General features: G+C 31.3%; 16 protein-coding genes. 13 read left to right on the plus strand and 3 right to left on the minus strand.

Annotated features, from left to right (window positions below; translation table 4 throughout):
* Nucleotides 1–3: 3 nt before the first annotated feature.
* Nucleotides 4–1,149, plus strand: coding sequence for a tRNA uracil 4-sulfurtransferase ThiI (gene thiI / locus EXC42_RS00380; RefSeq protein WP_012498001.1), 1,146 nt, complete (start codon nt 4–6; stop codon nt 1,147–1,149).
* 66 nt (nt 1,150–1,215) lie between these two features.
* On the opposite strand, the gene EXC42_RS05720 is transcribed toward thiI, so the two are convergent.
* Both EXC42_RS05720 and cypl read right to left on the minus strand, forming a co-directional pair.
* Complete coding sequence (locus tag EXC42_RS05720) at nt 1,216–2,913, minus strand: ABC transporter permease subunit (RefSeq protein ID WP_012498002.1); 1,698 nt, start codon at nt 2,911–2,913, stop codon at nt 1,216–1,218.
* A complete protein-coding gene (cypl, locus tag EXC42_RS05725) occupies nt 2,906–4,048 on the minus strand; it encodes an ABC transporter thiamine pyrophosphate-binding lipoprotein p37/Cypl (protein ID WP_129648824.1) in 1,143 nt (380 codons plus the stop codon). Before cypl ends, EXC42_RS05720 begins: the two co-directional genes overlap by 8 nt.
* A 91-nt stretch (nt 4,049–4,139) precedes the next feature.
* On the opposite strand from cypl, the gene EXC42_RS05730 reads away from it, so the two are divergent.
* The 12 genes from EXC42_RS05730 to EXC42_RS00450 all read left to right on the plus strand — a co-directional run bounded on the left by EXC42_RS05730 (nt 4,140) and on the right by EXC42_RS00450 (nt 25,010).
* Nucleotides 4,140–6,029 carry a variable surface lipoprotein gene (locus EXC42_RS05730; RefSeq protein WP_012498004.1) on the plus strand — a complete coding sequence of 630 codons (1,890 nt, stop codon included), beginning with the start codon at nt 4,140–4,142 and terminating at the stop codon, nt 6,027–6,029.
* A complete protein-coding gene (locus tag EXC42_RS05735) occupies nt 6,029–6,379 on the plus strand; it encodes a S1 RNA-binding domain-containing protein (RefSeq protein WP_012498005.1) in 351 nt (116 codons plus the stop codon). Before EXC42_RS05730 ends, EXC42_RS05735 begins: the two co-directional genes overlap by 1 nt.
* Nucleotides 6,369–7,691 carry a glucose-6-phosphate isomerase gene (locus EXC42_RS05740; protein ID WP_129648827.1) on the plus strand — a complete coding sequence of 441 codons (1,323 nt, stop codon included), beginning with the start codon at nt 6,369–6,371 and terminating at the stop codon, nt 7,689–7,691. Before EXC42_RS05735 ends, EXC42_RS05740 begins: the two co-directional genes overlap by 11 nt.
* Nucleotides 7,684–8,646 carry a lactate/malate family dehydrogenase gene (locus EXC42_RS00410; protein WP_129648829.1) on the plus strand — a complete coding sequence of 321 codons (963 nt, stop codon included), beginning with the start codon at nt 7,684–7,686 and terminating at the stop codon, nt 8,644–8,646. Before EXC42_RS05740 ends, EXC42_RS00410 begins: the two co-directional genes overlap by 8 nt.
* Before the next feature lie 63 nt (nt 8,647–8,709).
* A complete protein-coding gene (locus tag EXC42_RS05745; RefSeq protein WP_041914083.1) occupies nt 8,710–9,474 on the plus strand; it encodes an ATP-binding cassette domain-containing protein in 765 nt (254 codons plus the stop codon).
* Nucleotides 9,475–9,652: 178 nt separating this feature from the next.
* Nucleotides 9,653–12,388: a magnesium-translocating P-type ATPase gene (mgtA, locus tag EXC42_RS00420; RefSeq protein WP_012498009.1), complete on the plus strand. Its 2,736-nt coding sequence runs from the start codon at nt 9,653–9,655 to the stop codon at nt 12,386–12,388.
* Nucleotides 12,389–12,656: 268 nt separating this feature from the next.
* On the plus strand, nt 12,657–13,631 hold the full coding sequence (locus EXC42_RS00425; protein ID WP_012498010.1) for a ribose-phosphate pyrophosphokinase: 975 nt from the start codon (nt 12,657–12,659) through the stop codon (nt 13,629–13,631).
* Complete coding sequence (rsmG, locus tag EXC42_RS00430; protein WP_129648831.1) at nt 13,606–14,316, plus strand: 16S rRNA (guanine(527)-N(7))-methyltransferase RsmG; 711 nt, start codon at nt 13,606–13,608, stop codon at nt 14,314–14,316. The genes EXC42_RS00425 and rsmG overlap by 26 nt, the downstream gene beginning before the upstream one ends.
* Nucleotides 14,317–14,438: 122 nt before the next feature.
* Nucleotides 14,439–22,772 (plus strand): FtsX-like permease family protein, encoded by an 8,334-nt coding sequence (locus EXC42_RS05750; protein WP_129648833.1) that lies wholly within the window; start codon nt 14,439–14,441, stop codon nt 22,770–22,772.
* Complete coding sequence (locus tag EXC42_RS00440) at nt 22,772–23,671, plus strand: ABC transporter ATP-binding protein (RefSeq protein ID WP_012498014.1); 900 nt, start codon at nt 22,772–22,774, stop codon at nt 23,669–23,671. The genes EXC42_RS05750 and EXC42_RS00440 overlap by 1 nt, the downstream gene beginning before the upstream one ends.
* 64 nt (nt 23,672–23,735) lie before the next feature.
* Nucleotides 23,736–24,056 (plus strand): hypothetical protein, encoded by a 321-nt coding sequence (locus EXC42_RS00445; RefSeq protein WP_012498015.1) that lies wholly within the window; start codon nt 23,736–23,738, stop codon nt 24,054–24,056.
* Between the two features lie 279 nt (nt 24,057–24,335).
* On the plus strand, nt 24,336–25,010 hold the full coding sequence (locus EXC42_RS00450; protein ID WP_012498016.1) for a nitroreductase family protein: 675 nt from the start codon (nt 24,336–24,338) through the stop codon (nt 25,008–25,010).
* A gap of 213 nt (nt 25,011–25,223) precedes the next feature.
* Here the strand turns inward: EXC42_RS00450 and EXC42_RS05755 are convergent, their stop codons facing one another.
* Entirely contained in the window at nt 25,224–26,045 is an 822-nt protein-coding gene (locus EXC42_RS05755) for a LicD family protein (RefSeq protein ID WP_012498017.1), read from the minus strand.
* Between the last annotated feature and the right edge of the window lie 94 nt (nt 26,046–26,139).

Consider the following 26,139-nt stretch of genomic DNA (forward strand, 5'->3'; position numbering starts at 1 on the left):
AACATGTATCAAAAAATTCTAATAAGATATGGCGAACTTACGCTCAAAGGCCAAAATAAACGGGATTTTATTAATGATTTAAAACGTAATTTAATGTTCCATATACCAAAAGAGCAAATTAAAATGGAATACGATCGTGCTTTTTTGGATTTTAGTTTGACTAATTTAGATGCTCTTAAGTATGTTTTTGGTATTTCTTCTTATTCATGCGTTTATGAAGTAGAAAGCTCTTTGGCAGCAATTACTTCAAAAGTACTAGATATTGCTAAACAAAAATATCCTTTTAAAACTTTTGCTATTGCAGCAAGAAGACATAATAAAAATTTTGAAATGAATTCCAATGATTTAAATAGACATTTAGGCTGTGCTATTCTAAGTAATTTCGAAGTAAAAGTAAATTTAGAAGAGCCTGATTTAAAAATATATGTTGAGGTTAGGGATGCTTCAACTTATATTTTTATTGATTATATTGCCGGCCTTGGTGGCATGCCTTTAAATTCTGCTGGTCAAGTTTTGCATCTAATGAGTGGTGGCATTGATTCACCAGTAGCGGCTTATTTACTACAAAAACGAGGTCTAAGAATTAATTTTTTAAATTTCATCACGCCACCTCATACTGATGAAAAAACCACACAAAAAGTTGATGAATTAATTAAAGTTATCGCTAAATACCAAGGGAGCGCCAAACTATATCAAGTTAATTTTACAGATATCATGAATTATATTGGCCTCGTAAGTAATCAAAAATATAAAATTATCTTAATGCGACGTTCTTTTTATCGGATCGCTCAAATGCTTGCAAAAAAATTGCACATTAAAGCTTTATCTAACGGTGAAAATTTGGCACAAGTGGCATCACAAACATTAGAAGCAATTCACACAGTTAGTGCTCCGATTACACTTCCGATTTTTAGACCACTTCTTAGTTTTGATAAAAACGAAACGATTAAGATTGCCGAAAAAATAGGAACTATGCCAATTTCAATTTTAAAAGCTTGTGAAACTTGCGAACTTTTTGCTCCTAAAAATCCAATTATTAAACCAACGCCCGAAGAAGCAAGCGAGCTAGAAAAAGAATTAGATAAACTACCAGAGCTAGAAAAATTAGCTGTTGAAAATGTAACTATTAAAACAATTAGCACCTTATAAACTATTTAATTAAAAATGCCGTTTATTACCGCGGCATTTTTAAAATGCTTTTGCCTATGAAAATTCTTAAGAGCCAAAAATAATTTTTCTTTTTTTACTAAAGATTCCTAGCAAATTAATTTCGCCAGCTTTTAGACGGATAAAAATAGAAAGCAAATTAACAAGGGCAATTAATAAGGCACCGATTCATAAATAAGGAGCAATGTCAGCTACGGTTCTTGAAACTGATAGCGTTGATTTTATTCCAATTAAACTAGAAGAAAAAATGCCATATGTAATGAAATTTCGAATGATTTTTTCGATTTCAAAGCTAAACATTGTAACGGTGTCTTTTTTGATGGTTGGGAGAATAAAATTTCGATAAATTTTTAGCGAGCTATATCCTTGTTTTTTTAATTCGACAATTTGATTTTGATTGATTTTTTGGATGGAATTTTCTAAATTTTTAGTTAAAGTGGAAGCACTATGTATAGCAAAAGCAAAGACAAATGCGGCAGGATACAGTTTAAAAATTGGTTCTATTAGAAAGAATAGCACAATCGTCGGAATGGTCCTGGCAAATGAATTGCATAACTTAAAAATAATAGATTTTGGTTTGCTATTTGTTTTGCTATTAAGAAAAAACAATTTTAGTTTACTAATTACAAATACCACAAGAATAGTAATTGCTACTAAGCTAATTAGTTCGTACACTATTTTAAAAATGTTCTCAGGTCCACTCAAACTAAGTTCGTTTCAGTTGGGCAAAAACAATGATCTAAGATAATCTTTTCCTTGGTCCGGATAAAATCTTTGACCTATTAAACTTTGAATAGATAGAACAACCATAATTAAGCAAAAAATCGCAACAAATACTTTAACTAGTGTTTGCAATGTTTTTTCTTTTTGATATGACTTATGATTAGAACTATGGCTTTTACTCGCGATAATATATTTATTTCAACCAAGATGGAAAAGTTCTAACAAAAAAGTAAAAGTGACCAAAACAAATAATGGGATTAAAAGTTCACTAAAAGTATTTTTTTCAGGATCAACAATTAACAGCCCGATTCCTAAAAACCCCAATCTAGAAAGAATGGTACTTCATCTTAAATTAGATTCAAAAGCATAGAAAATGTATCCAAAAACTTTTTGTTTGATTTGTGGCCAAATTTCAGTCATAAAAGCTTTAAACTTTGAGTGTGAACTTTTGGTCAAATGTCAATAAATAGTGTAATTAGCGTTTTCAATTGATTGTGAAAAGTATTCATGTAATCAAAGTCAGCTACTTCATGAAAGAATTAAATTAATTGCTAAAATTTTGTCAAATGTCGCACTAAACAAGTAAACAAATAACAATTCAGGGCATATTCTTAGAAAAATCGTAATTGATCTAAATGGAAATGCGATTCATTTAGAATTCGTTTTATAGTTTGAAAAATAAGCAGTTATTAAAGCTAAAGTAACCCCAACAATAGTGCCAAAAAAGATAATTTTGATACTTTCAAACAAAAATTTAAATGATAGAAGTCAAAGGTTTTGATTACCATATTCTTTGCTAATTGAAGAAGCTTTAAAAAAGTCTTTTATGTTATTGAAAAATAATCCTAGGCCATTACTTGAAAAAGAGAAATTAACATTAAGAAAAAAAGAAACAATAATACTTAGAATAAAAAATCCAAAAATCACCTTCACTCAAGGTCTAAGTCGTGATTTTAGTACTATTTCGCCATTACTAATTTGATAGCGAAAAATGTTCTTTTTAATTGTTATGTTATTATTCATTGTTAAAGAGTTTTTCAAAAGGATCAATTACTTCTTGCTTGATGTCTTTGATTTGTTTGTAACCATTAAAACCTATTCTAGGTCCGTAGTTATCTTTGCCATTTTTATGAACATTAATTATTGCCTTGGCTAGTAAGTCTATGGTTTTTTGATCTAATGATTTTTTGGCAACATACATGTTATATTTCATTGCTTCGGTTGTGGTTAAAAATTCTATTTTCTCATCTTCATTATTAGTTGAATAGTAATCTAATTTTTTGCCTTTATAAGAGTTGTGTTTGTAAGCAAATGCACCAAATTCATCAAAAACAATATGATATTTAGAAAGAGAGCCTTTAGATATGTTGTGTCCATCACCTTGTTGATATTTATCAGCGTTTTTTAGCATGTCTTCACCGAAAGAAGTAAACTCGTTACCTTTTTTAGTGAAATGTTTTTTAAATAGGGCTTCTTGCAACTTATACTTTGAGGCACTAGTTTTTTTACCAGTTACAATCCCGAAGTTGCGAAAAGTATTTCAATCTTTTTCATCTCAAGCTTTTTTAATTTTGGTCTTTGTGTCCTCGTTGCCTCAAATCATTACTACGCCACGATAATATTCAATTGTTTTGTTCAAGTCGTAAAAGCGAGTATATTTAGTGCCGTCTCAACCATATGATTGGTCATCTCATTCTAAATATTTTTTTGCTTCAAAAGCTTTTTGTGCAGTGGCAGCAAGTTTGCGAAGATCATCTTCATTTTCCTTGCCGTTTTTATAATATGAGTTTTCTTTTTCAAAATTAAAGGCTTTTGTCAGTGTTTGAATAAAAGGAACTACTGAGTCACGATCCTTGTTGTTATAAAAAACAGTCGGTGTCAAAATGGCAACATTACTTGCCCCTTTAACTAAATTATTAGCTAAATCATTTCCACTTTCTACAAAAGCAACTTCGTTGCCAACCTCTTTAGCGTTGGCATTTGATAATTTATTTAGTCGATTATATTCTTTGATTATTTCATCAAAAAAACTTTTGTCTAAATTTTTGTCTCATGGCACTACCACAGCAAAACTAATATTCGTTGTTGAACAACTTATTGCAATTGTAGGTGCAATTAATGTAAATGGAAGTGAAAGTAATTTAAATATTTTTTTCATTATTTACCACCTTAATTTAAAAATTTTAATCAAAACTTGCTAATTTTTCTTTTAATTAGACTTTTATTTTATATGTACTAAAATTATTGATATGAATAGAAAAAATAAACTTAAAAAAAATAAGCTATTTCTATTGTTATCCGGTATATCTGTTTTGAGTTTGCCATTAGTTTCTTTGTCTTGTGGCAATGATAATAAAGATGTTCCTAAAAAGGATCCGAGTGTTCGTTACGGAATTGCCGAGGCTAAAGAAGATTGAAAAAATAATAGTATTTTAGATTCGTTAACTAATTATTTAAATAAATCTTCTTTAGATGCTAATACAAAAAATAGGTTATTACAATCTTCCAATTACAAATTTGGCGATGCGTTTGGTGAAAGTGCATTTCACAAGCTTAATGCCTGAATTTCATCGACCAATGAAACATTAAAAAATGGCTTCTATCATAGTGTTGGATCGCGTTTAGATAATTTGTATGATTCTTTAGAAAAGTTGCTATCTAAAAGTGATCTTTCAATTGAAAGAAAATCATATATTTTTCGTTCAATTAATAGTTTTTTAATCTCATGGACTTCTGAAGAAATCAATAAAATTGTTAAGATTCTTGAGCTAAAACAAACCAATCCTAGTCTTTCTAAAGAAGAACTTTTAGAAAAGATTGCTAACAACGATAATAGCGTTTCTTTACAATCGTTATTCTTGATACTAGAAAACGAATTAATCGCAATTTTTAACGAAGTAATTACAAATAAAATTAGAACTAATGATAGTTTAAAAAACCTTGAAAACCCTGATGAAAAAATTAGAAAATTTACCTCTATCTATCGCAAATTTATTCGTTCAATAAAAGCTAAAATCACAAATCTAAACTCTTCAAAAGACCTGGCATCGGAATATAAGAACATTCTTATCCAAGAAATTTTAAGCGTTTCAATAAAAGAACTAAACTTTGACAAAGAGAATGTGATTAAGGAAATTTTTCTTGATCCTCAAGAAGCAAAAACCTTTAGAGACATCATCGGTGATTTACAAACAAATTTAATTGCAAACTTTTTAAAATTAGCAGCTCCATTTGCCGAACTTTTTGCTATCAAAAACAATATAATCGATGAAATATTCAATACCAAAAATACGCTTGCTTCATTAAAAAATAATTTAAAGGGCACTATTCAAAGATTTGATCAAAGTTGAGAAAAAGCTGCTGGGTATAAAAAAATTAGCTTAGAAAATATTGCCAAAATAAAAACAAGTAATATTTTTTCTAATGACAAATTTTATAAAGATTTTGAAGGTTTGTGAGATAAGTTTGGTGCTTTTATTAAAAAATTTATTGATGATTTGAAATTAAGTGATTTTGTTAGTTCAAGAGTATTCAATGTCCTTGATTTGCTCGCTAAAACCAGTTTTAATATGACTGCTGTTTCATTATTAGATGTTGTTAAAAGCAAACAAAATAATGACGAAGTAAAAACTAATGAATTAATTAAAAGTCTTACTTCATTTTTAACACCCGAAATTATGAATCAAAATGAAACTAGCGAACACGAAATTCTTGATTATTATTTGCTTCCGATGTTAAATGAAATTTCTTTAAACGCACTAAAACAAGATTCTTTGAAAAATATCTCTAATAAAGCGGGAATTTGAAAAGCATTATTGCAATATAACTCAAATTATTTTGCAAATTTTAAAACCATTTTTAAAGATCTAAAAATTGATAATGATCCAATTGCAAAAAATCCACTTTTAGTTATGACCATTTTTAAAAATCTTCTAAAAGAATATAATAAAAGAAGAATAGAATTTTTAGCATCCAAGGTCCCTAACTTAACTAATGACGAACTTGCTAAAGTTTCTACTGAGTTTACTAAGATTCACGACATTATTAATAACACTTTTGGAATTTCTAACTTGCTTCCCATTGTTAGTGAAATTACTAAAATAACGAAATATTTTTCGCAAATTAAGGAGATTATCTAATGGCCGAATTCCCAATTACTTACCAGCCTGGTAAAATCATCAAAGTTAAAGTAACAAAAATTTGAAACAAACTAATTTATTTAGAAACCATTGATAAAAGAAGATGCTTTCTAAACGTTAATGAAATTAGTGACTTTTATATTAAAAATCCTACGCATTCTTTTAAAGTAGGCTCAATCAAACAAGTTGTTGTCTTAGAAGTGTTGCCAACAAGAGAATTGCTAGTTTCATTTAAAAGAATTCATCCCAAACACTTAAAAAATCCATTTCAATTTCGTCTAGACAAAGAAAATACCAACTTTGAAGCGCTGCTTGAATTTACTAATAAAGGACTTAGATATGGCAAATAATGGTCCAATTAGTTTAGATGTATCTTACGCAATTAAAGATCAAGCAATCGCTAAGTACCAAGACATCATTGGGGACATTAATAAAAAAATCAAAACCGGAAATATTGAAGGCAAAGAAAAATTTGGTTTCTTTGATGTTTTTAAGGGCGTTACTAAACATGATTACAATGCGATTAAACAAAAATCTAAAGAACTAATAGCATCTGGTGAAGTAGAGGTTCTAGTAGTCATTGCTTCAAAAGAAATTACTTTACAATCCCAAGCTTTAATTGAATTTTCTAAAGGCCTTAGACCACAAAGTAGTTCATTAGAAATTATTTTTGTAAATGATAATATTAACGGTCGTGATATTGCTCAACTATGCATTTATCTATCGAAAAAGAATTTTGCCATCAATGTCATTTCACAACGCGGGGACTCGATTGAAACATTATTGCTATTCCGTGAATTTCGTTCAATTTTAGAAAAAAAACTCGGCAAAGTTAATGCCAATAAATATATTTATGTTTCAACAAATAACAATTACGGAACTTTATTTGAAGAAGTAAGAAATGGCAACTACGAACACTTTGTAATTTACGATAATACTATTGAAAGATACTTTTCTTTTTCGGCAGGCGTTTTATTCGTGCTTGCTTGTGCTGCTATTAATATTGATAAATTTTTAGATGGAGCCAATAAAGCGGCCGCAATTTATTCTAAAGATGACCTTGAAGTCAATGTTGCGTATCGTTATGCAGTTGCCCGCACTATTTTGTTCAAAAACGAACACAACTTAGAATTTATCAATGTCTTTTCAAAAAGTGACTATAAACTAGGCGAACTTTGAAAGATGTATTTCTCAGAAGCGTCAGTAAAAAACCATAAAGGCATTTTACCTCTTGTTAATTTTATGCAAGATGACGCCAAAGTTTTTGGCCAATCGATTACTCAGAGTGGTCTTAAGATTTTTGAAACCTCTTTATATGTTAATAATGGCCTTGACTATAAACCTGTCTCGCCAAGTGCGGATGAAGCTAATAATTATAACTACCTAAATCAGACAGTAACTTATAACAAAATTGGCAAAGCGATTGCAGACACAATTATTGAAAATCATGTTATTATTTATAAGATACCGAACTTACGTATTTTTATTGCAGATGATAGTGACATAACACTTGGCTGAATGATGGTCTTTTTACATCGTGCCTCAATCGTGTCAGCTTATTTGCTTGGGCTTAATCCTTTTGTTAATACTGGTCAGGCAAATTTAAATATGACTCTGCTAAAAAGTATTAAAGATATTTCTGGAGGAAATAATAATGATTAAAATTGGGATTATTGGCGTTGGAGCAGTTGGGAGCTCGTATTTGTATGCTTGCCTTAACCAAAATATCGAAGCAAATTATGTACTAATTGATAATTTTGAACCTTGTGCAATTGCTCAGGCTAAAGACTTAAATGATGCTGCTTGCGCAATGCCATCAAATGGCTCTTATTTCAGATCAGGTACATACAATGATTTAAGCGACGCTGAAATTTTGGTAATTACCGCTTCAGTTCGTCCTAAGAACGATAAACTAGCTGATCGCTTGGAACTATTAAATGATAATGCTAAACTAATGAAAGATATTGCTAATAAAGTTGTTGCAGCTGGTTTTAAAGGCATTACAGTTATTGCAAGCAATCCGGTTGATATTATGGCTAGCGTTTATCAACAAGCAACGCAATTTGATGCTTCAAAAGTAATTAGCTCGGGAACAATTTTAGAAACCGCTCGATTGAAAAAATTCATTGCTGAAAAGCTAAACATAAAAGCTTCTGCTATTTCAGGGTATGTTATTGGTGAACACGGCGCTCGTTGCATTATTCCTTTTTCACAAATCCGTCTTGGTATGAGCAGTTTTCTATCAATGTCAAACGATCTAGATGAAAACTATCAAAACAGCGTTTGCGAGAAGGTAAAAAACGAAGCATTTGAAATTATTGCCGGTAAAGGAATTACTAATTTTGGTATTGGTGAATCACTTTGCCAAATAACTAGTGCAATTATTGGGGATAAAAATGCTGTTTTTTCTTTAGGCGTACAACTTCCTAGCGAATATAAACACGCCGGCTCTTACTTTGGTCTTCCTGTCATTTTAGGTAAGAATGGCTACAGTCATTTACCAAAAATTATGCTTTCTAAAGTAGAGCAAAAAATGTTCGATGATTACTCTAAAGAAATCAAAGAAACCGTCTTAATGCTATTAAAAGAAAACGAAATTAAAGCCACCATTAAATAATTATAAAATCCTAACTCAATACACTACATTGGTAGTGTATTTTTAATATAATTTTAATTAATTATGCAGAAATACATTGAGTTTAACAATCTAAGTGCCAAGTACAAAAACAATTCCTCTTTAATTTTAAAGGACGTTACTTTTTCGATTAACAAAGGAGAAATGGTAGCAATTATTGGTGAATCCGGTTCGGGAAAATCCACAATTTTTAATGCCATTTTAAATCAACTTCAAATTGAATCAGGCGAAATTTTGATTGCAGGCAAATCACTTAAATCTTATTCAAAAAGAGAATGAAAAAAACTTCTAAAATTAATTGGTTTTTTAGGACAAGATCCCAATCTAATTGATATTGAGAATGTTTATGTCAATCTCAAACGTTCTTATACAAGATATAAAAATGCTTTTTATGAGTGATTTGGCATTTTGAATCAAAATCAGAGAAATGAGATTTATGAAACTTTAAACTCATTAAATATTTTCGATAAAACTTTTAGTAGGGTCAGTGATTTAAGTGGCGGGCAGAAAAAGCGTGTGGAACTAGCTAAACTATTTTTAAAAGATGCATCTCTAATTTTGGCTGATGAGCCAACTTCAAACCTTGATCGTAAAAACGCCATGGAAATTCTTAATATTTTAAAAAGATTGAACCAAGAAAAACAAGTGACCATTCTCGTCAATATTCATGATCTTTCTTTGCTTAAAAATAATTTCTCTAAATTTATTGCGATTAAAAATGGCGGCGTAATTGCTAGCGGCAGTCTTGATAAAATATCAATTGCAGAATTAGAATCTTACTATTATGAAAGCACTCAACTAGAGCAATAAATTTAATTTGCAAATAGACTCGCAGTACCATTCAAATTAAAATGGCCTTTTTTTATTAAAAGCCGTATTTTTCCCCTCGCCCTTACCATTCTAGTTGGCCCTTAGAAGCCCTAAATTTTTGTATTTTGTTAAAATATATGTAATAAATTTACAAATTAAAGTGAAAATGGGGTGTATTATGAAAAATGCAATGACAGTTAAAACAAAGTCTCTTGCCGAACTAAAACGAGAAGAAATTAAAAATCGCCTTATCGAATCTTCAAAGTCAAGCGCTAATGAACTTTTTGACAAATACAAAAGTTCAATTAAAGGTATTCAAGACGAAGATGTTGTAGAAAGCAATCGCGATGATTATGGCCGTAATAAAATCTCAAAAAAAGGCGCAGATAACGTTTGAAAAAGACTGTTTCGTTCTTTTTTTAACACCTTCAACATTATTTTATTTGTACTAGCGATGGTCTCGCTTGTAGTAAACGTTATTTTGCCATTAAAACAAGGCAATAAACCCGAGTATATCACTTCAGTTATTATCTTGCTGCTTGTTTTTATTAGCAGCATCATTCATTTTATTCAAGAGCAAAAAAGTTCTTCAAGTGCTGACAAATTAATTCAAATCATTCAAACTACCTCATTAATTGAACGTGATGGTGTGCTTAGAGAAATTCCTCTAGAAGACATTGTTGTTGGCGATATTGTTCACTTAGCAGCGGGTGATATTATTCCTGCTGATGTTAGAATTTTGCAAGCCAAGGACCTTTTTGTGTCGCAATCATCTTTAACTGGCGAAAGCGAACCGATTGAAAAATATAGCATTTATGATGCTAAAAGTGCTAATGAGAATCCGACTGATCATGCCAATCTAGCTTTTATGGGTTCTAATATTATTTCAGGATCAGCTAAAGCTATTGTAGTGGTTACTGGCAACGACACTTATATCGGTCAAATCGCTTCAAAGCTTAATGAAAAACCGGTAGTAACTTCCTTCCAAAAAGGGATGCGTAAGATTTCTATTATGTTAACTATTATCATGGCTGTAGTTATTCCGATTGTCTTTTTAATAGTTGGTCTTACTTCTTCAGAAAAAGATCCGTGAATTAATGCTTTATTATTCGGAATTTCTATTGCAGTAGGCTTGACACCAGAAATGCTGCCAATGATTGTCACAAGTTGTCTTTCAAAAGGTGCTATTACTATGGCGAAGAAAAAGACAATTATCAAAAATTTAAATTCAATTCAAAATTTTGGGGCTATGGACATTTTGTGTACCGACAAAACCGGAACAATCACACAAGATGAAGTTATTTTAGAAAGACATTTAGATGTAACGGGAAAAGAAGATTCATATGTCCTTAAGTATGCTTTTTTAAACTCATATTATCAAACTGGCCTAAAAAATTTATTAGATAAGTCAATAATTAAGAGAACACTTGAGTTAGCTGATGATATTAAAGAATTGGATAATCTTGAGTTGCACTTTGAAAAAATTGATGAAATTCCTTTCGATTTCAATCGTAAGAGAATGTCTGTTTTGGTTAAGTCTCTCAAAAATAATCGCATCAAAATGATTACTAAAGGCGCAGTAGAAGAAGTGATTAGCGTTTGCGACAAAATTTATTTAGATGGTAAAGTAATTGAACTTGATAAAAAAATTGTGAAAAAAGTTCTAAGAAAAGTTGAAGAATTTTCCGAAGAAGGAATGCGCGTTATCGCAATCGCTTCTAAAAATGATGCTTCAGCCGTAGGTGAATTTTCAGTTAGTGATGAAAAAAGCATGACCTTAATTGGCTATTTGACTTTTTTAGATCCACCAAAAGACTCAGTAGAAGATGCAATTAAAGAGTTGCATAATTTAGGAGTTGAACTAAAAATTCTTACCGGTGACAATCCCCTTGTTACTAAAGCAGTGTGTTCAAAAGTTAATATTCCTTATGAAAAGATTCTTTTAGGTAAAGAAATTGCTGAGATGGATGACGAGATTTTGGCTCGTGAAGTAGAAACGACACAAATCTTTGCCAAATTAAGTCCAGACCAAAAAGCAAGAATCATTAATATTCTTCGTAAAAACGGTCATGTCGTTGGTTATATGGGCGATGGTATTAACGACGCTCCTGCGATGAAAGTGGCTGATGTTTCTATCTCAGTTGATACCGCAGTCGATATTGCTAAAGAAACAGCCAATATTATTTTGCTAGAAAAAGACCTTAATGTTTTAGCGACTGGAATAATTGAAGGTAGACGCACGCACGCCAATATCAATAAATATGTTAAAATGACAGTTTCCTCAAACTTCGGAAACATTATTAGCATTGTTCTTGCATCAATCATTTTGCCATTTCTACCGATGCATCCAGTGCAAATCATTGTTCTTAATTTAATTTATGATCTATGTTGTGGAGCAATTCCGTGAGATAACGTTGATAAGGAATTTATTAGGAAGCCAAAGAAATGAGAATATAAGTCCATTTTGAAATTCATGCTTTGGTTCGGACCAATAAGTACCATTGTTGACATTATGTCTTTCCTTATTTTGTTCTATGTCGTTGCCCCAAGTGTTGTTGGTGCTAGATATAGTGCTATAACCGATCCGAATTTACAAGAAACATTCCAAAGAATCTTTTGAACTGGCTGATTAGTCACTTCAATGTGAACACAAGCAATCATTATTCATTTCTTAAGAACAGATAAAATACCATTTGTTAAATCAAACGCTTCAACACCAATTATTCTTACCACTTTAGCAGGTGTAGTTGTCATTACGGCATTACCATATATTCCAAACATTAATGAATGGCTAAAGCTAGAGCCGTTAAAACCCGTTTTCTTTGCTTGGCTCGCTTTATTTATGGGAACTTATATTACTCTAGTTGAAATTACCAAAATCATTTACAAGCGAGTGCATCACGAATTTTTATAATTTGAGGCCAGTTAAACAAGAAGCAAGGTTTTGCCTTGCTTTTTTATTGATCTTCTTTGATGAAAATTAATTTTTAATTTTTTGCTACTATAAAGTTCAAAATGAGGATCAAAATACTTGTTTTATAAACGTAAGAATAACTTAATTTAGATGATAGTTAACTAGATTGACTTTTTTCTAGCGATTGTTGTGATAAAACGCTTTAATATGGCTAAAAACCCTATTTTATAATACAATTTATAGAAATATATAAGGATTGATTTTTTAAATGAAAGCAAAGCAAAACAATGAAATTGTAATTTTTGGAATGGAAAATTCCCAAGACTTAGCTAACAAAATTGGTGAACATTTAAACATGCCAATTGTGCCAGTTCAAAAAATTAAATTTGCCGATGGCGAAGAACTACTTTATTCAAACGAAGTGGTAAGAAACAAAACAGTATTTGTTATTTGTAACACCGGTAAACCGGTCAATGATAATTTAATGGGCTTATTAATTTTTATTGACTCACTTAAAAGAGCAAGTGCCAAAGCTATTATTGTAGTTATGACATATTATGGCTACGCGCGCCAAGATCGAAAAGCAAGTGGTCGTCAACCAATTACTGCTAAACTTGTTGCTGACTTATTGACCGTCGCTGGGGCAACTAAAATTATTACAACCGACTTACATAACCCATCAATTCAAGGATTTTTCAATATTCCAGTTGATGATTTAGGTGGACAATTTATTTTTTCAAATGAACTTAGAAAACGTAAAGAGAATTATGTCATAGTATCGCCAGACCACGGTGGCGCTGTCCGCGCAAGACAACTTTCTGAGCTACTAATGCATGACGAAGAAATTGCTATTATTGACAAACGCCGTACTGCTCCTAACAAAAGCGAAATCATGGGTGTTTTAGGTAATGTTGAAGGTAAAAATGTTATTGTTTATGACGACATCATTGATACAGGCGGAACCATCATTAACGCAGCTCGTATCTTAAAACAAAGAGGTGCTAAAAAAATTATTATCGCCGCTACACATGGCTTATTTTCACGTGGCTTTCAAATGTTTGAAGATGAAGCAATTATTGACGAAGTTATCGTAAGCGATTCAACAAACCATGATGATATTGCTCATTTTTCTAAACTAAAAGTCATTTCAATGGCGCATTTTCTTTCTTTGGTAATTGGTGCTAATATTAATAAAACATCAATAACTGAAGTTTACGATGCTTTTAGCAAAGGAATCGTTTAAGTTATTTGAGCAATATCTTCCCTTTTTAAACAATAAACAAAAACAAGATCTTTACGACTATTACTATTTAATTGAAACTGAAAACCAAAAATATAATTTGACTGGCTTTAGTGATGAAAAACTAATTTGTGAGGGTCTTATTGAATCGATTTTGATTTTCCAAGCAATTACAAGTAGTATTCTTAATTTAGATAGTAAAGTAGTCTTAGATATTGGCAGCGGCGTAGGCTTTCCAATTTTGCCTTATTTTATTATCAATCCAACTTTTAATCTAACCATATATGAACCAATTAATAAACGCGTTAATTTTTTAGAAATGGTTATTGCTAAACTAAATCTTCAAAATATCACTATTAAAAAAATCCGAGCTGAAGATAGTAAAGAAACCGAAAAATTCGATTTTATTAGTGCTAGAGCAGTTAGCGAACTTAAAAATTTAATGGAAATTTCACATCATTTGCTAAAGCAAAACGGCATTTGTTGCTTTCTAAAATCGCTTAATTATTTGCAAGAGATAGAGAATGCCAAATCCATTAAAGAAACATTAGGCATCGAAAGAATCAGTACGTTTTCACTTGGGCAATTCTTTACAATTTCAAATGTTTTAGTTTACTATCAAAAAAATAAAAAGACTCCCAAAGGCTATCCAAGGAAATGACAAACTATAATTAAAGAACAAAGATAATTACTTTTTTAGCCCCATATTGGTTTATTTTTGTGACCTTTATTTTGCTTTTTGACCACTTCGTTGGTCTTTTGCTTTATATTTAGAATATTTTACTTATCAACTTACCAGAGGAGAAGCGGATGCATAGACTTTTTAAAGAGGTTTTTAAATCACTTTCGCGAAACAAAATTGCTTTAATTTGCCTAACGATTTTAATTTTTTTAACATCTGGCATTTTTACATTACTTTATGACATTAAGAAAAGTTATTCATCAACAATTAATTCATATGACCAAGTTTCAAGACTTCATGACTTAACTGCTGATCTTGATGTTAATCTCTCTGGTAACATCCCTAATGGGGGTTTTGATCAATTAGATCGCGACGGAAATCCAAGTAAGGATAAAAAACCAATTACTTTTAGTGCCTCAGCTAATAGTGCTAAAAAAGCATATTCATTTAACTTAGGTCCAGAAGACAAAAACTACATTCAACTGAAAAAAATCGGTGGCCTTGATGTAACAAATGACGATTATTACATTAAAGCCGAAGATTTTATGAAATTTTTTTATGCCTCAAAACAAGCCGCTAGCGGTACTAAATTCGAGCTAAACAAAGAAAATCCTGATCCTTCAAAGATTAACGAGTTTACGATTGATGGTAAAGCAAAAGAATTTGCTATCTATCAAAAAAAAGGCGATAAATTTGAACGTATCACCACTAAACTTTCATTAGAAAAAGATAGTAATTTGATTTTTACTGACCAACCAACTTTAAGTCAAATCGGTCAAATTGTTAAATCTAATGATTCATCAAAAAAAGATTACATTATCAACCCAAGATCGCTATATCTTAATTTAAAAGAGAAAAAAGTTTCGCTTAATTATGGTGATTACGAAAATTGAAAAAAAGAAGGCGTTGGCTATCACATGAGTGGCGCCGACTTTATGAAAGCCCTTGGCTTTAGAGAAGAAAATGGCAAATGATACTACGACAATAATTCTTCTAATAAAGACATTAATCTTTCAACTGGCTCTTCAACAAATGAGAGCAAAATTACCGAGAATGATAAAGTTGAACAAACTTTTAATTTAAATAAATACATTGATCAAAAAGGCGGCGTTGCAGCCAATGGTTTTGTTACTCAAGAATTTAAGGCTAAAACTTACAAAATGCCCGAAAATTGAATTAGAAGCGCTACAGTTAGATATGAATATAACTGATATCGTTATAGACTTAATTGAAACGAAAAAGATGATAGCGCGATTTTAAACGAAATTTCTGCTTTAGAAAGTCGTATTGCTGAATTAAGAGCTAACAAAAAAAATAAAGAAGCGAATGCAAATTTAATTAAGCTACTTGAACAAAGACTGGAAGCCAAACGAAAAGAGCTTGCTTCAAACTGAACACGTACCTACTTAAAATTCATTTTAAAATATCGTGCTGAAAATCCAAAACTTTATGAAAGATTACGCTATTTCACTTTCTGAGAAAAAGTCAAAGTTTCGACTTATCAAGTAGGTAATGGAGCTATTAAAGAAACAAGAGAAGTTGTTAAAGTGACTGCCTCAGATTTTGATGTTCCATTTGAAAAACCACTTGGCGCCGGCAAAAATACTATTCGACAAATTGAAGGCGATCAATTTAAAGATCTAAAAGATAGTTCTGCAGGTGATCCAATTAATCCTGAAACCTTAGAGAATTTAGCCGATAATAAAAAATTAGTTAAATTTCAAAATAGTATTCGTGAAAGCGCTTTAAATTTCGCCAAGCAAGCTATTTTAGAAGAAATTAAGAAAAGAATTCCTGAGAGCAACTTAGGAATTAGACAAACTTTAACTGCCGAAACTGTTGATGAAAAAACCGGAACAAAGAAAGCCTATCATTTCATTAACACTGGTGATAAAAACAATAATATCCGTGGCTTAAAACAAAATGTTGGCAAGCTTTATGAAGAACAAAATAATCCAACTTGAATTAACAAATCAATCAATGATAGTAACATTGATGAATTTATCCAAAAACCACAACTAGGGGAAACTTTTATTAGAAAAATTCCTTCAATTTATACAAAAGAAATTATTGAATATATCTTTAAAGGATATACGCCTAACCCTGATTATTTTGCTCCAGATGTGCGTTTTGAAGATTATTATGATTTAATACAGAATACAAAAATCCCGGTACTAATAAATAATAAAAAAATGGTTGTTTTAACTACGGCCGAACGCGAGGATAAAAGTGCCGGTGCTTCAATTGTTGGTGCTATTGCCATGAAAGGCCCTAGTCAATATGTTTTACTTACTCGTGAAACTAACGAAAACTCAGAGGTTGTGTGAAAGCGAATTAATGTTAACGGCAAGGACACAATGGGCATTGATGAGTTATATCAATATTTAGTTGACAATAACTTAACAATTCGGGGTGAAATTGGTGCTAATGGGTGAGCGTATGTTGATCCAAATTACAAAAACCGTATTAGCTTGCCAGTTGCGTTTGGTTCAATTAGCAACGAATTTGTTAATGATATTATTCAAAACAAAAGTATTAAATCATTAGCAGAAGCCGTAAAAAGAATTATTTTAGAGTCTGATTTTAACAAGATTTTCAAACGTGATGATGTTTACCGTATTACGAATAGTTTAATCAGTGCTACTGAAAATAACGGTCTTCACACTTTACTAGCAACCGGTAAAATTAATAATGCAATTCTTACCAAAGTATTATTTGATGCTCTTAAAAATATCATTGACACTAAACAGTATAATGATCCCGAGTACAACAATAGTAATGGTAATGGCTTTATAAAAAGCATCTTCTACAACATTTTTGATTACTTTAAAAAAGAATACATTAAGTCTGGAAATGACGACGGAACTAGAAAAGAGTTTTTGGTTAAACAAATTTCTAATTTACTAAGCTTACTTGGTTTTGATAAAGCGACACTTATCCCAAGTTTGGACATAAACATTGGCGATCTTCTAAATTCTATAAACAACTTTGAAAATGTCTTTGATGTTTTAAAGGAGATGATTGATGCCATTGATTTCGAAAGATGATCAGCTTTAATTCAAGATTGGTATAGGCAACATCCTTTACTGCCATTTACTGATGTTAACCAAACATATTGACAACTTTCATCAGCTAGAATTGTTACTTCACTATTCCAATCAATTGATGGTAGTAAATTTAAAGGGGCAGTCAAAAAACTAATTAATCAAGTAGATTTTAACTGCATTTTCAATCCTGAACTTGAAACTAGCATTTTCCAAAAAATCCTATCAGTAAGAGAAAATTCAGGAAATCCATTAAGCGAAGAAGAAAAGAATGATCTAAAGGAATTATTCAAAAAACTAAATGGCGTTGAAGGTAGTGAAAAGAAATACAGCAATGTCAATCAAGGTTTAAATGAACTAATTGATAATCTAAGCGTTGATCGTTTGGCTAGTGCCTTAGATGAGTTAATTACCCGCGTAACCTATCCAGTTACGGTTAATGGCAAAGTGTTTAAAAACTTTAATACCGAAAAACTTGACAAATCTGATTATCTATCGGCTTTTATTAATTCAATTGTTACTGGTGGTGATTCAGAGATTAGCGGCAAGATTCAGAATATTCAAAATGCGCTTATAAAACTATTTAACTTATCAAGCAAAACACAAAGTTATGAAGTTTTAGGTAAGAATTTCATCGTTCCAGGTGTAGATAACAAAAAAATTTCATTGACTGATTTGCAAGCTTTAGCTAATATCTTTAGTTCAACTAATTCGCCACAAAACAAAGGTACTTCTACTTCTGATTCCCAAGGTGGCATTGACTTTGACCGCCTAAGAGACAAAATCAACGATGCCATTGCGTCTAAAACCGATTTTATTCCAACTACCCAAGAACTTAAATTCTTAAGAGAAAAAGCCTTAGTCACTGATCGTGATCTAGCTGATTTAAACAAAGTTAAAGAGAAATTCGAGTCTTACTTGAGACTATACGGTAAATTATCGCTTGACAACTATGGGCCTGATCGTAGTCAAAGCAAATGAAATTGAAGTTTTAATGATAATGCTAACAAAGAAGTAAAAAGTTATGGCGACCTTGCTTATCGCTCAGCTCTTTTAAAAAGCGATCAAAATAATGGTGGTATTATTCCTGCTATTCGCTCAATTTTAGCACAGCAATTTGTTTCGTCAATGTTAGGAAGTGGCCAATCTACTGCTGTGCAAAATGCCTTGCAATTTTATGCAATTTGAATTAAGTTAGCTTACGAAATGAGTGAATTGGCTAATGTTACCGAAAAAATTACTCGTGATCCTAATACTGGGGATAACATTATTAGCAAAATTAAGGACTACAAACTAACTTTCGATCAAATATCTTATATTTTAAAAGAATTGTTTAACCTTTCAAGTGATAGTGAAATTAATAATTTAATTACTAACTATCAAGCAGTTAATGGCTCTGTACCTAATTTTGGTGGTATTCTATCAAACACTGGTTATGATAAAATTGCTCACGCCCATGCTGATACTACTACTGCGGCAAAAGCCTTTGAAAATGCTATTGATTCTTCGCAAACATTTAAAAACTTCTTTAATAAAATAAAATCGCATGGAATTAATGACAACTTAATTGAAGAAATAAAAAATATTCTAAAGAAACATCAATATGAGCTAACCTACAATTTTGGATACATTGCCTCAGCTTCAACGTTACCAATTCATTACAAAGATTCCATTGAAAAATTTATTACTTCATTTATTAAAGGTAATGGCAGTTCTCCATCGTGAGGACATTTAGTAAACAACCGTGCCGAATTTAGCTTGCTATACAAGATGACTTTAGATAGCCAAAACCTATCTGAAAAATTCTCAGTTATTAATATTCCAAGAAATGTTTTTAGCGGTTATAACTTAATTAATTTCCCTCAAATTCTTATGTACTATGCTTTAAGTAATGGCACTGAAGGAAACCTAGCTTACATGGTTAAAAAATTATTTAATAACCTACATAATGCTAGCGTCAAAGACATTAAGAAAATGGTGGCACCGCTATATGATCAATATGTTAATGACGATGAACGAATTAGCTCACGTGATGACACAAATGCAGTGCTAGATTTATCGCAACTTAGTTATCTTATTAAAAACAAATTAACCAATAAGGATAAAAAAGATCTCAACTTATTTGGTCTAAATATAACTAAAACTCTCAGTGATGCCATTAGAAAGATTATTCAAGCAGTTAATGTCTACAACTTAATTTCTTATTCAGATGCGGGTTCGTATTTAGCAAAAGTAAACCAAGCCTACTTAGATAAAAATAATAAAGAAATTTACACTGGCGATATTAGTAAATACTTGAACAACCCCTTAGCAATGAAAGAATTCATTGCAAGCTTGCCAAGCAAATATAAAATTAAAGTTAATACCATTGAATATCTAATCATTGGTAAAGAAACGACAGCTGACTATTTATATCCTGTTGTTAATGAAGAAAATATTCAAGTCGATACCAAAACTCAAGCGTTAGTTTATGTTAACCAAAGAGGATTTGATCGCATTAGATCGGCTTATCCAACTTTTGCAATAAAAGAATATGTGTTAATTAAAATGCCTAAGGCTAGTGACAAAGAAATTAACAAAATGCGTGACGAGTTAAATGGTGTAATTTCTAACATTACTTCTAGTGCTAATAAAAAAGTTTATAAAACCACTGAGTCAGATTATTTAAACCCTGAAAGATCCATTCGAATTACTGCCGTAATGAGCGTAGTGAATATTATTCAAAAAGCGCAAGTTATCTCAATTATCATGCTAATCGTAATCGTGATCTTCATTGTTTACTTTGTAATTAAAAGGTATATTGAAAATCGACACAAAGTTATTGGAATTCTCTGCGCCCAAGGATATAAAACTAGCGAAATTGCCCTTTCATTTGCGGCCTTTGGTTGGCTTCCAGCAGCGATTGGTGGCATTGCCGGTTACATTACAGGACTTAGCTTACAACTTGGTGCGATGCGGATATTTTCAAGTTATTGAACGCTCGAGAATAACACCATACCCTTCAATGTGCTTTCATTATTGATTGCGATGATTCTTCCCGTCTTAGGAATTAGTGCTTTAATTTTTGCAATTACTTATTATGCAGTTAGAAGAAAACCAGTCGAAATGATGAATGGCTTAGTTGAACTTTCGATTAATAATGTTTCGCAAAAGATTTATATGATCTTCCGTAGATGAAATATCAAGATGAAATTTGTTATTTCGATGATTCTAAATAACTTCTGAAAACTATTTTCACTGTTCTTAGGATTTTCATCAACTTCATTAATTATGATGTTCTTTCTATCGTCGGGAAATGTGTTTGACCGTTCCATTAGCCAAACCTATAAAAATCGAAATTACCGATACAAACTTGACTTAGAAAGTCCAACGACTGAGGGTGGTCCTTATGTGACTTATAACCACAACGACCTTTCAAGACTACTTTATGTGCCAAGTGATTTAGCTGGCAAAGCATCATCAAACGGCAGTCAACTAGATTATGAAAACCCTAACTTCTTACGTCCTGGTGGTGGCTTTAACTCTGATGTTATTCCACGTAAGTTTGATCCCGTGGTATTAACTAAATCATCGCTAGATCTAAAACTTGACTTATCAGTCGAACTAAGCCCTTGAGATATTACTTATGCCAATATGCCAGAAACCCAACGGGCAAGAGTATTGCAAATCTTTGAAAGAGTATCAATGAAAATGCAAGCTACTCAAAATCTAATTACTGGCGAAGTTAACTCAGGCGAAGGCGGATATATCGCCGTAAAAGACTTAGAAAAATACAAACGTGATAAAGCTGCTGGTCGTCCTGAAGATCTTTCAAACCGTAAAGGATATTTCTTATTCTCAAATAATCGTCTTTCTGGCGACGATGATGTTGCTTCTAAATCATTTAGATATGTAGCATGAAATCCGCAATCTAGTTCTTATGAAAGTTCTGTTAAAGTAACTACTTCAGCACATCGTGAAAAATACCGTGAATTTTTAGTAGATGCTTATAAGAAAATTGATGTTCCTGATTTCTATGTCGCTTTTGGTGGCGTTTATTGAAATGAAGCAACTAATGAACGTTACACTTATGCCAAATTAGGACTAACAAATGGGCAAGAAACTCGTATTTATGGTTATCAAGAAGATAGCAAATACATCAAAGTGCTTGATAAAAATGGCAATGATCTTTCTAAAAAATTAGACCAATGATCAGGTCCTTCGGAACCAATCCCTCTAGTAGTTAACAACGTTTCAGCAAAACGGTTAGGACTATCGGTTGGTGATATTATTGAAGGAGATCTTCTAAACCACGTAGATCGGTTTGTTCACAAATTAGTGCAAACCGCAGCGCCACAAACAAGATATCGTTTTAGAGTTGTAGGTATTTCTGATACTTATATTAATGACGAATTTGTTGCATCGAAGAAAATTCTTGATCGCATTTTGGGAATGGACACATTAACCAAACGACTAAGAGATGCAAGACGTTCTGAGTTAGACCAACTTAACGCTTTGTATCCAGAGAAAAAAGAAGAAAACATTAGAAAATTTAATAAAAAATATGAAGCTTTCAACGGAATTCTTTCAGTAGATAAAACCCCTGTTCAAACTATTGACACATTAACTACTTATTCTGCAAGTGGATATTGAGGTGCAACAGCAACTTTTGACACCGAAGGTGCCTCAGCTGAAGCCAAATGAGCATTCTTTAAAAATGTCTTTATCTCTAATCCAAAATTAAAATTCACTTCCCTCTTTGAACATGCTATTAATGCTTATAATGAAGCACATGGCACAAATAAGAAATATGAAGAAGAAATGCGAAAATTCTTAGGTATTGACGATCCAGCAGTTTTTGAAGAAATTAAAGAAACTACTGACATATCAAAATTCCAAAAAATCGCCTCGGATGCTATTAACAAATTCTATGCGCCACAAGAGTCTATTTATGGAAAAAACATCATGTACGGTGCTTCGTTTGATGTTAATTCTAAAGATATTGAAGCCGGCTTTATTAGTAGCATTAGTAAAACGATTAATGTTATTCTTACCGTAGTTATCATTGTTTCATTTATTATTTCAATCGTAATCCTGGTTATTATTACCAACATTATGATTGCTTCTAATCGAATCTCAATTGCGACCTTCTCAGTCTTAGGTTACAATAACTTTGAAAAGATTTTCTTATTCTTCTTTAGCTTCATACCATCAATTTTATTAGCTTGTGGACTAATGATTCCTGCTACCCTCGGACTAATTGCGATTTTCAATAATTTCGTTCTAAGTACTTCGCAAATAGTCTTACCACTCACCCTAAACATTTCCACTGTAATTATTAGTGTTGTGACATGTTTAGTGGTATTTACGCTAACTTCCGTAATTACTTGACTAAGTTTAAACCGCACTAAAGCAGCATATGCCTTGAAAGGAAAATAATGAAAGAAAAAAATCCTAAAGAAAAAACTACGGCTATTAAGATCGGCCCGCTGCAAATTGCTAAAGCCAAAGAGCCATTTGTAGTAGAAGACGAAGGCATTGAAATTAAAGTGCTTGACAAAGCAACTTTAAAGAAAATTAAAAAAGCTAACGACAAACCACGTCCCAAAGATGACGAAGCTAATGCCAAAAATACTGGCAACTTTATAGTTGAAGTCGAAAATGTGCAAAAAACTTACCTTTCGGGTAACATCGCTACTGAAGTGCTAAAAGGGATAACTTTCCAAATTGAGCGAGGCGAAATCGCGATTTTATATGGCAAAAGTGGTTCAGGTAAAAGTACATTGCTTAACATTATTAGCTGTCTTGATCGGGCAACTAGTGGTAAAGTTGTCGTTAATAATGTCAGCCTTCCCTATCTAAGCGATCGTAAACAAACACTTTTTCGAAGAGAAAACACTTCATTCATTTTCCAAAACTATAATCTACTGCAAAACCTAAACAGCTATGATAATGTTGAAACAGGCGCTTATTTACAAGCTGATAAATCAAAAAGAATGAATATTAAAAAACTCTTTGAAGATTTTGAACTAAAAGAGTGTATGTATAAATATCCATCACAAATGTCTGGGGGACAGCAACAACGGGTTTCGATTCTACGCGCCATTGCTAAAAATAGTGAAATTATTATTGCCGATGAACCAACCGGTGCTCTTGATGAAAAAACTAGTAAAATCGTTCTAAAAATCTTGCAACAAATTAATCGTGACCATAAATCAACTGTTATTATTGTTTCACACGATCCCGATGTTGCAGAACTTGCTGATAAAGTTATTTATTTAGAAAATGGTAAAATTAAAAATATAATTAAACAAACACGTAAATCTTTAATTGATTAGTTATTGTAATTAGTTTACTATTTAGCAATAGCTATTGCCAATTTATGTTAAGGAGGTCAAAATAATGGATCTTAAACTAAGCATTACTTTTCTTGTGCTAGGCGTACTTTTTTTAGCTTTTAATGGTGCAGTCATTGGCATGTCTTTTAAAAAAGCTATGCCTAAAGTTACGGTGATTCTTTCAACTTTAGTAACAGGATTTTTATTCGCTTTATGCATCTTTGCTATCTTTGCCATCTCAGCTCATGCCTTAGCTGTTAATGGCTCTAAAAATGCTGCTGCTATTACTTTACTTATCTTTTGAGTAATCTTTTTAGTGGGATTAATTGCCGTTGGTATTATGCATTTTATTCGCCTTGTTTTTATCAAAAAACCTCTTTACTAAAATAATAAATAACATCAAAAAAACACGACTTTTTGGAGTTGTGTTTTTTCTATTACGAAAAAAGAAAACAATAAATGCAATTTATAGATAAGGATTAAAAGAATTGCTTTTTTTAAAAGCTAATCTATTTAAATTCTGACATTTTATTCAATGTAACATGAATTTTCCAAATTTAAACTTTTTTTACAACTTAGTCACTAATAATCTGTGCTCTTAATATCAAAAGAAGGCATGTCAAGTAGAATTTTATAAAAATAACATTTGAGAGGAACTTAACAAATGACTATTAAAGAAGCGGCAATTGAAAGACATGCCGTTAAAAAATTTACTAGCAAAGCCATTCCGACAGATATCATTTCATTGTTAAATGACAAAATAATGCGAATTAATCAAGCGGCAAACTTAGATCTTCTTTTAGTTCAAGGCAGTGCAGATGGGCTTTCTAACATTGCAAAACTTATTTTATTCAAAGGAGTTAATAACTATTTTGTTCTTGCAGGCAAAGAATCTCCTGATCTTGATGAGAAATTAGGATATTATGGCGCAGAACTTATGTTATATTCTCAAACTCTTGGCTTAAATACATGTTGAGTCGGCGGAACGTATAATGCTAAAAATGTATTAAAACATTTTGAGTCAGATGAAATAATTGTCAAAGGAATTATCGTTGTTGGATATGGAGAAACGCAAGGGGTTCCACATAGTTGTGAAAAAATAAAAAAAATCGCAACATACGATGGAACTGCTCCGCAATGATTTCTTGAAGGTGTGAAGTTTCTACTTTATGCTCCGACAGCACATAACAAACAAAATTTTGTTGTTAGGGGAAATAAAAATAAAGTAGCACTTCATTCTGAAAGTAAGAGTTTTGGAAAAATTGAAACAGGTATAGGAAAATATTTTTTTGAAATCGGTGCAGAAACAAAGAATTTCGAATGAGTTGAATCATTTTAATTTTCTTTAAAACAGCGTTTAACAAAATTTTATGAAAAAGTAAAAGCAAGTAGTTGAACTTATTTTTTAAAAAGAAGTTATTAATAATAAACAAATAGCTCTTTATTCAATATTAATAATTATGGGTGTTTTTCTATTGCGACTTAAAAAACCACTTTCCTTAAAAGTTGCACTTTTTTTAGTTCTTGGTATAGAAATAATTTTAAAAAACTATTAATTTATTGCATCTTCTTGATTGCTGTCATCTACTTCAGAAACTTCAATTTGATCGCTTATTCTATTTTCTAATGTTTTTAAATTTCAAATTTCCACTGGATTTTTATATCCACAATCAGTCGCTTTGATTTCATGATCTAAGTAGTTTTGTCCGTATTGATTAATGAGATAGCTTTCATATTCGCTAATGACTTTGGTAGTTAAATTACCTAAGAAAATAACATCCTTAGTTTTAAAGCTAATATTGCTTAATCATCTTGATAGATAAATTTGTTTTTTAATAAATGGCGAAGTGACAATATAGCCCTCAAATTCCTCTTCATGCAAGGCATTAATTAGATCTTTATAAGTAATTTTTTTAATAAAATATCATAACAGTTTAGCAATGTTTACTTTATGCTTTACTTTGGCATTTGTATTGTTATAAGTAGCATAATGTTCAACAAAACTTCTCACGCGGTTTGAACAATTTAAGTATTTCTTAATTTTCTTAATTTGCGTCGGCATAATTAAATTTATATTTAAAAATGGTTGCGAATCAAAAATGTTAATAGCATCATAAACGAACTTGTTTTGGAGTGAATAGTACTCTGAGTGTTTGGTGTTGTCTAGAATGTGTTGAGGAAATTTTGCTTTAAGTTTTTCATAAGATTCATAAGTCATCATTACTTCGTAATGGTCTAAATTATCATCAAAGTTTTTAGTGCTAATTGTTAGGAGCAAAGTGTTACCATCTAGGCTATATCACAAGTGGTTTTCATCACAAATTTTTACAAAATCTTTTAAGATTTTAAGTTTATTTTCTTTAACTAAGTTCATATTAATTAAATGTTAATTGGATTTTTTACAAATTACTTTAAAAACCTAAAAAATCACGTAAAAGTCTTTGTTTTTTAAAAAATTAGCACTAAGG

The sequence above is a fragment of the Metamycoplasma arthritidis genome, assembly GCF_900660715.1.
GTDB lineage: Bacteria > Bacillota_I > Bacilli_A > Mycoplasmatales > Metamycoplasmataceae > Metamycoplasma > Metamycoplasma arthritidis.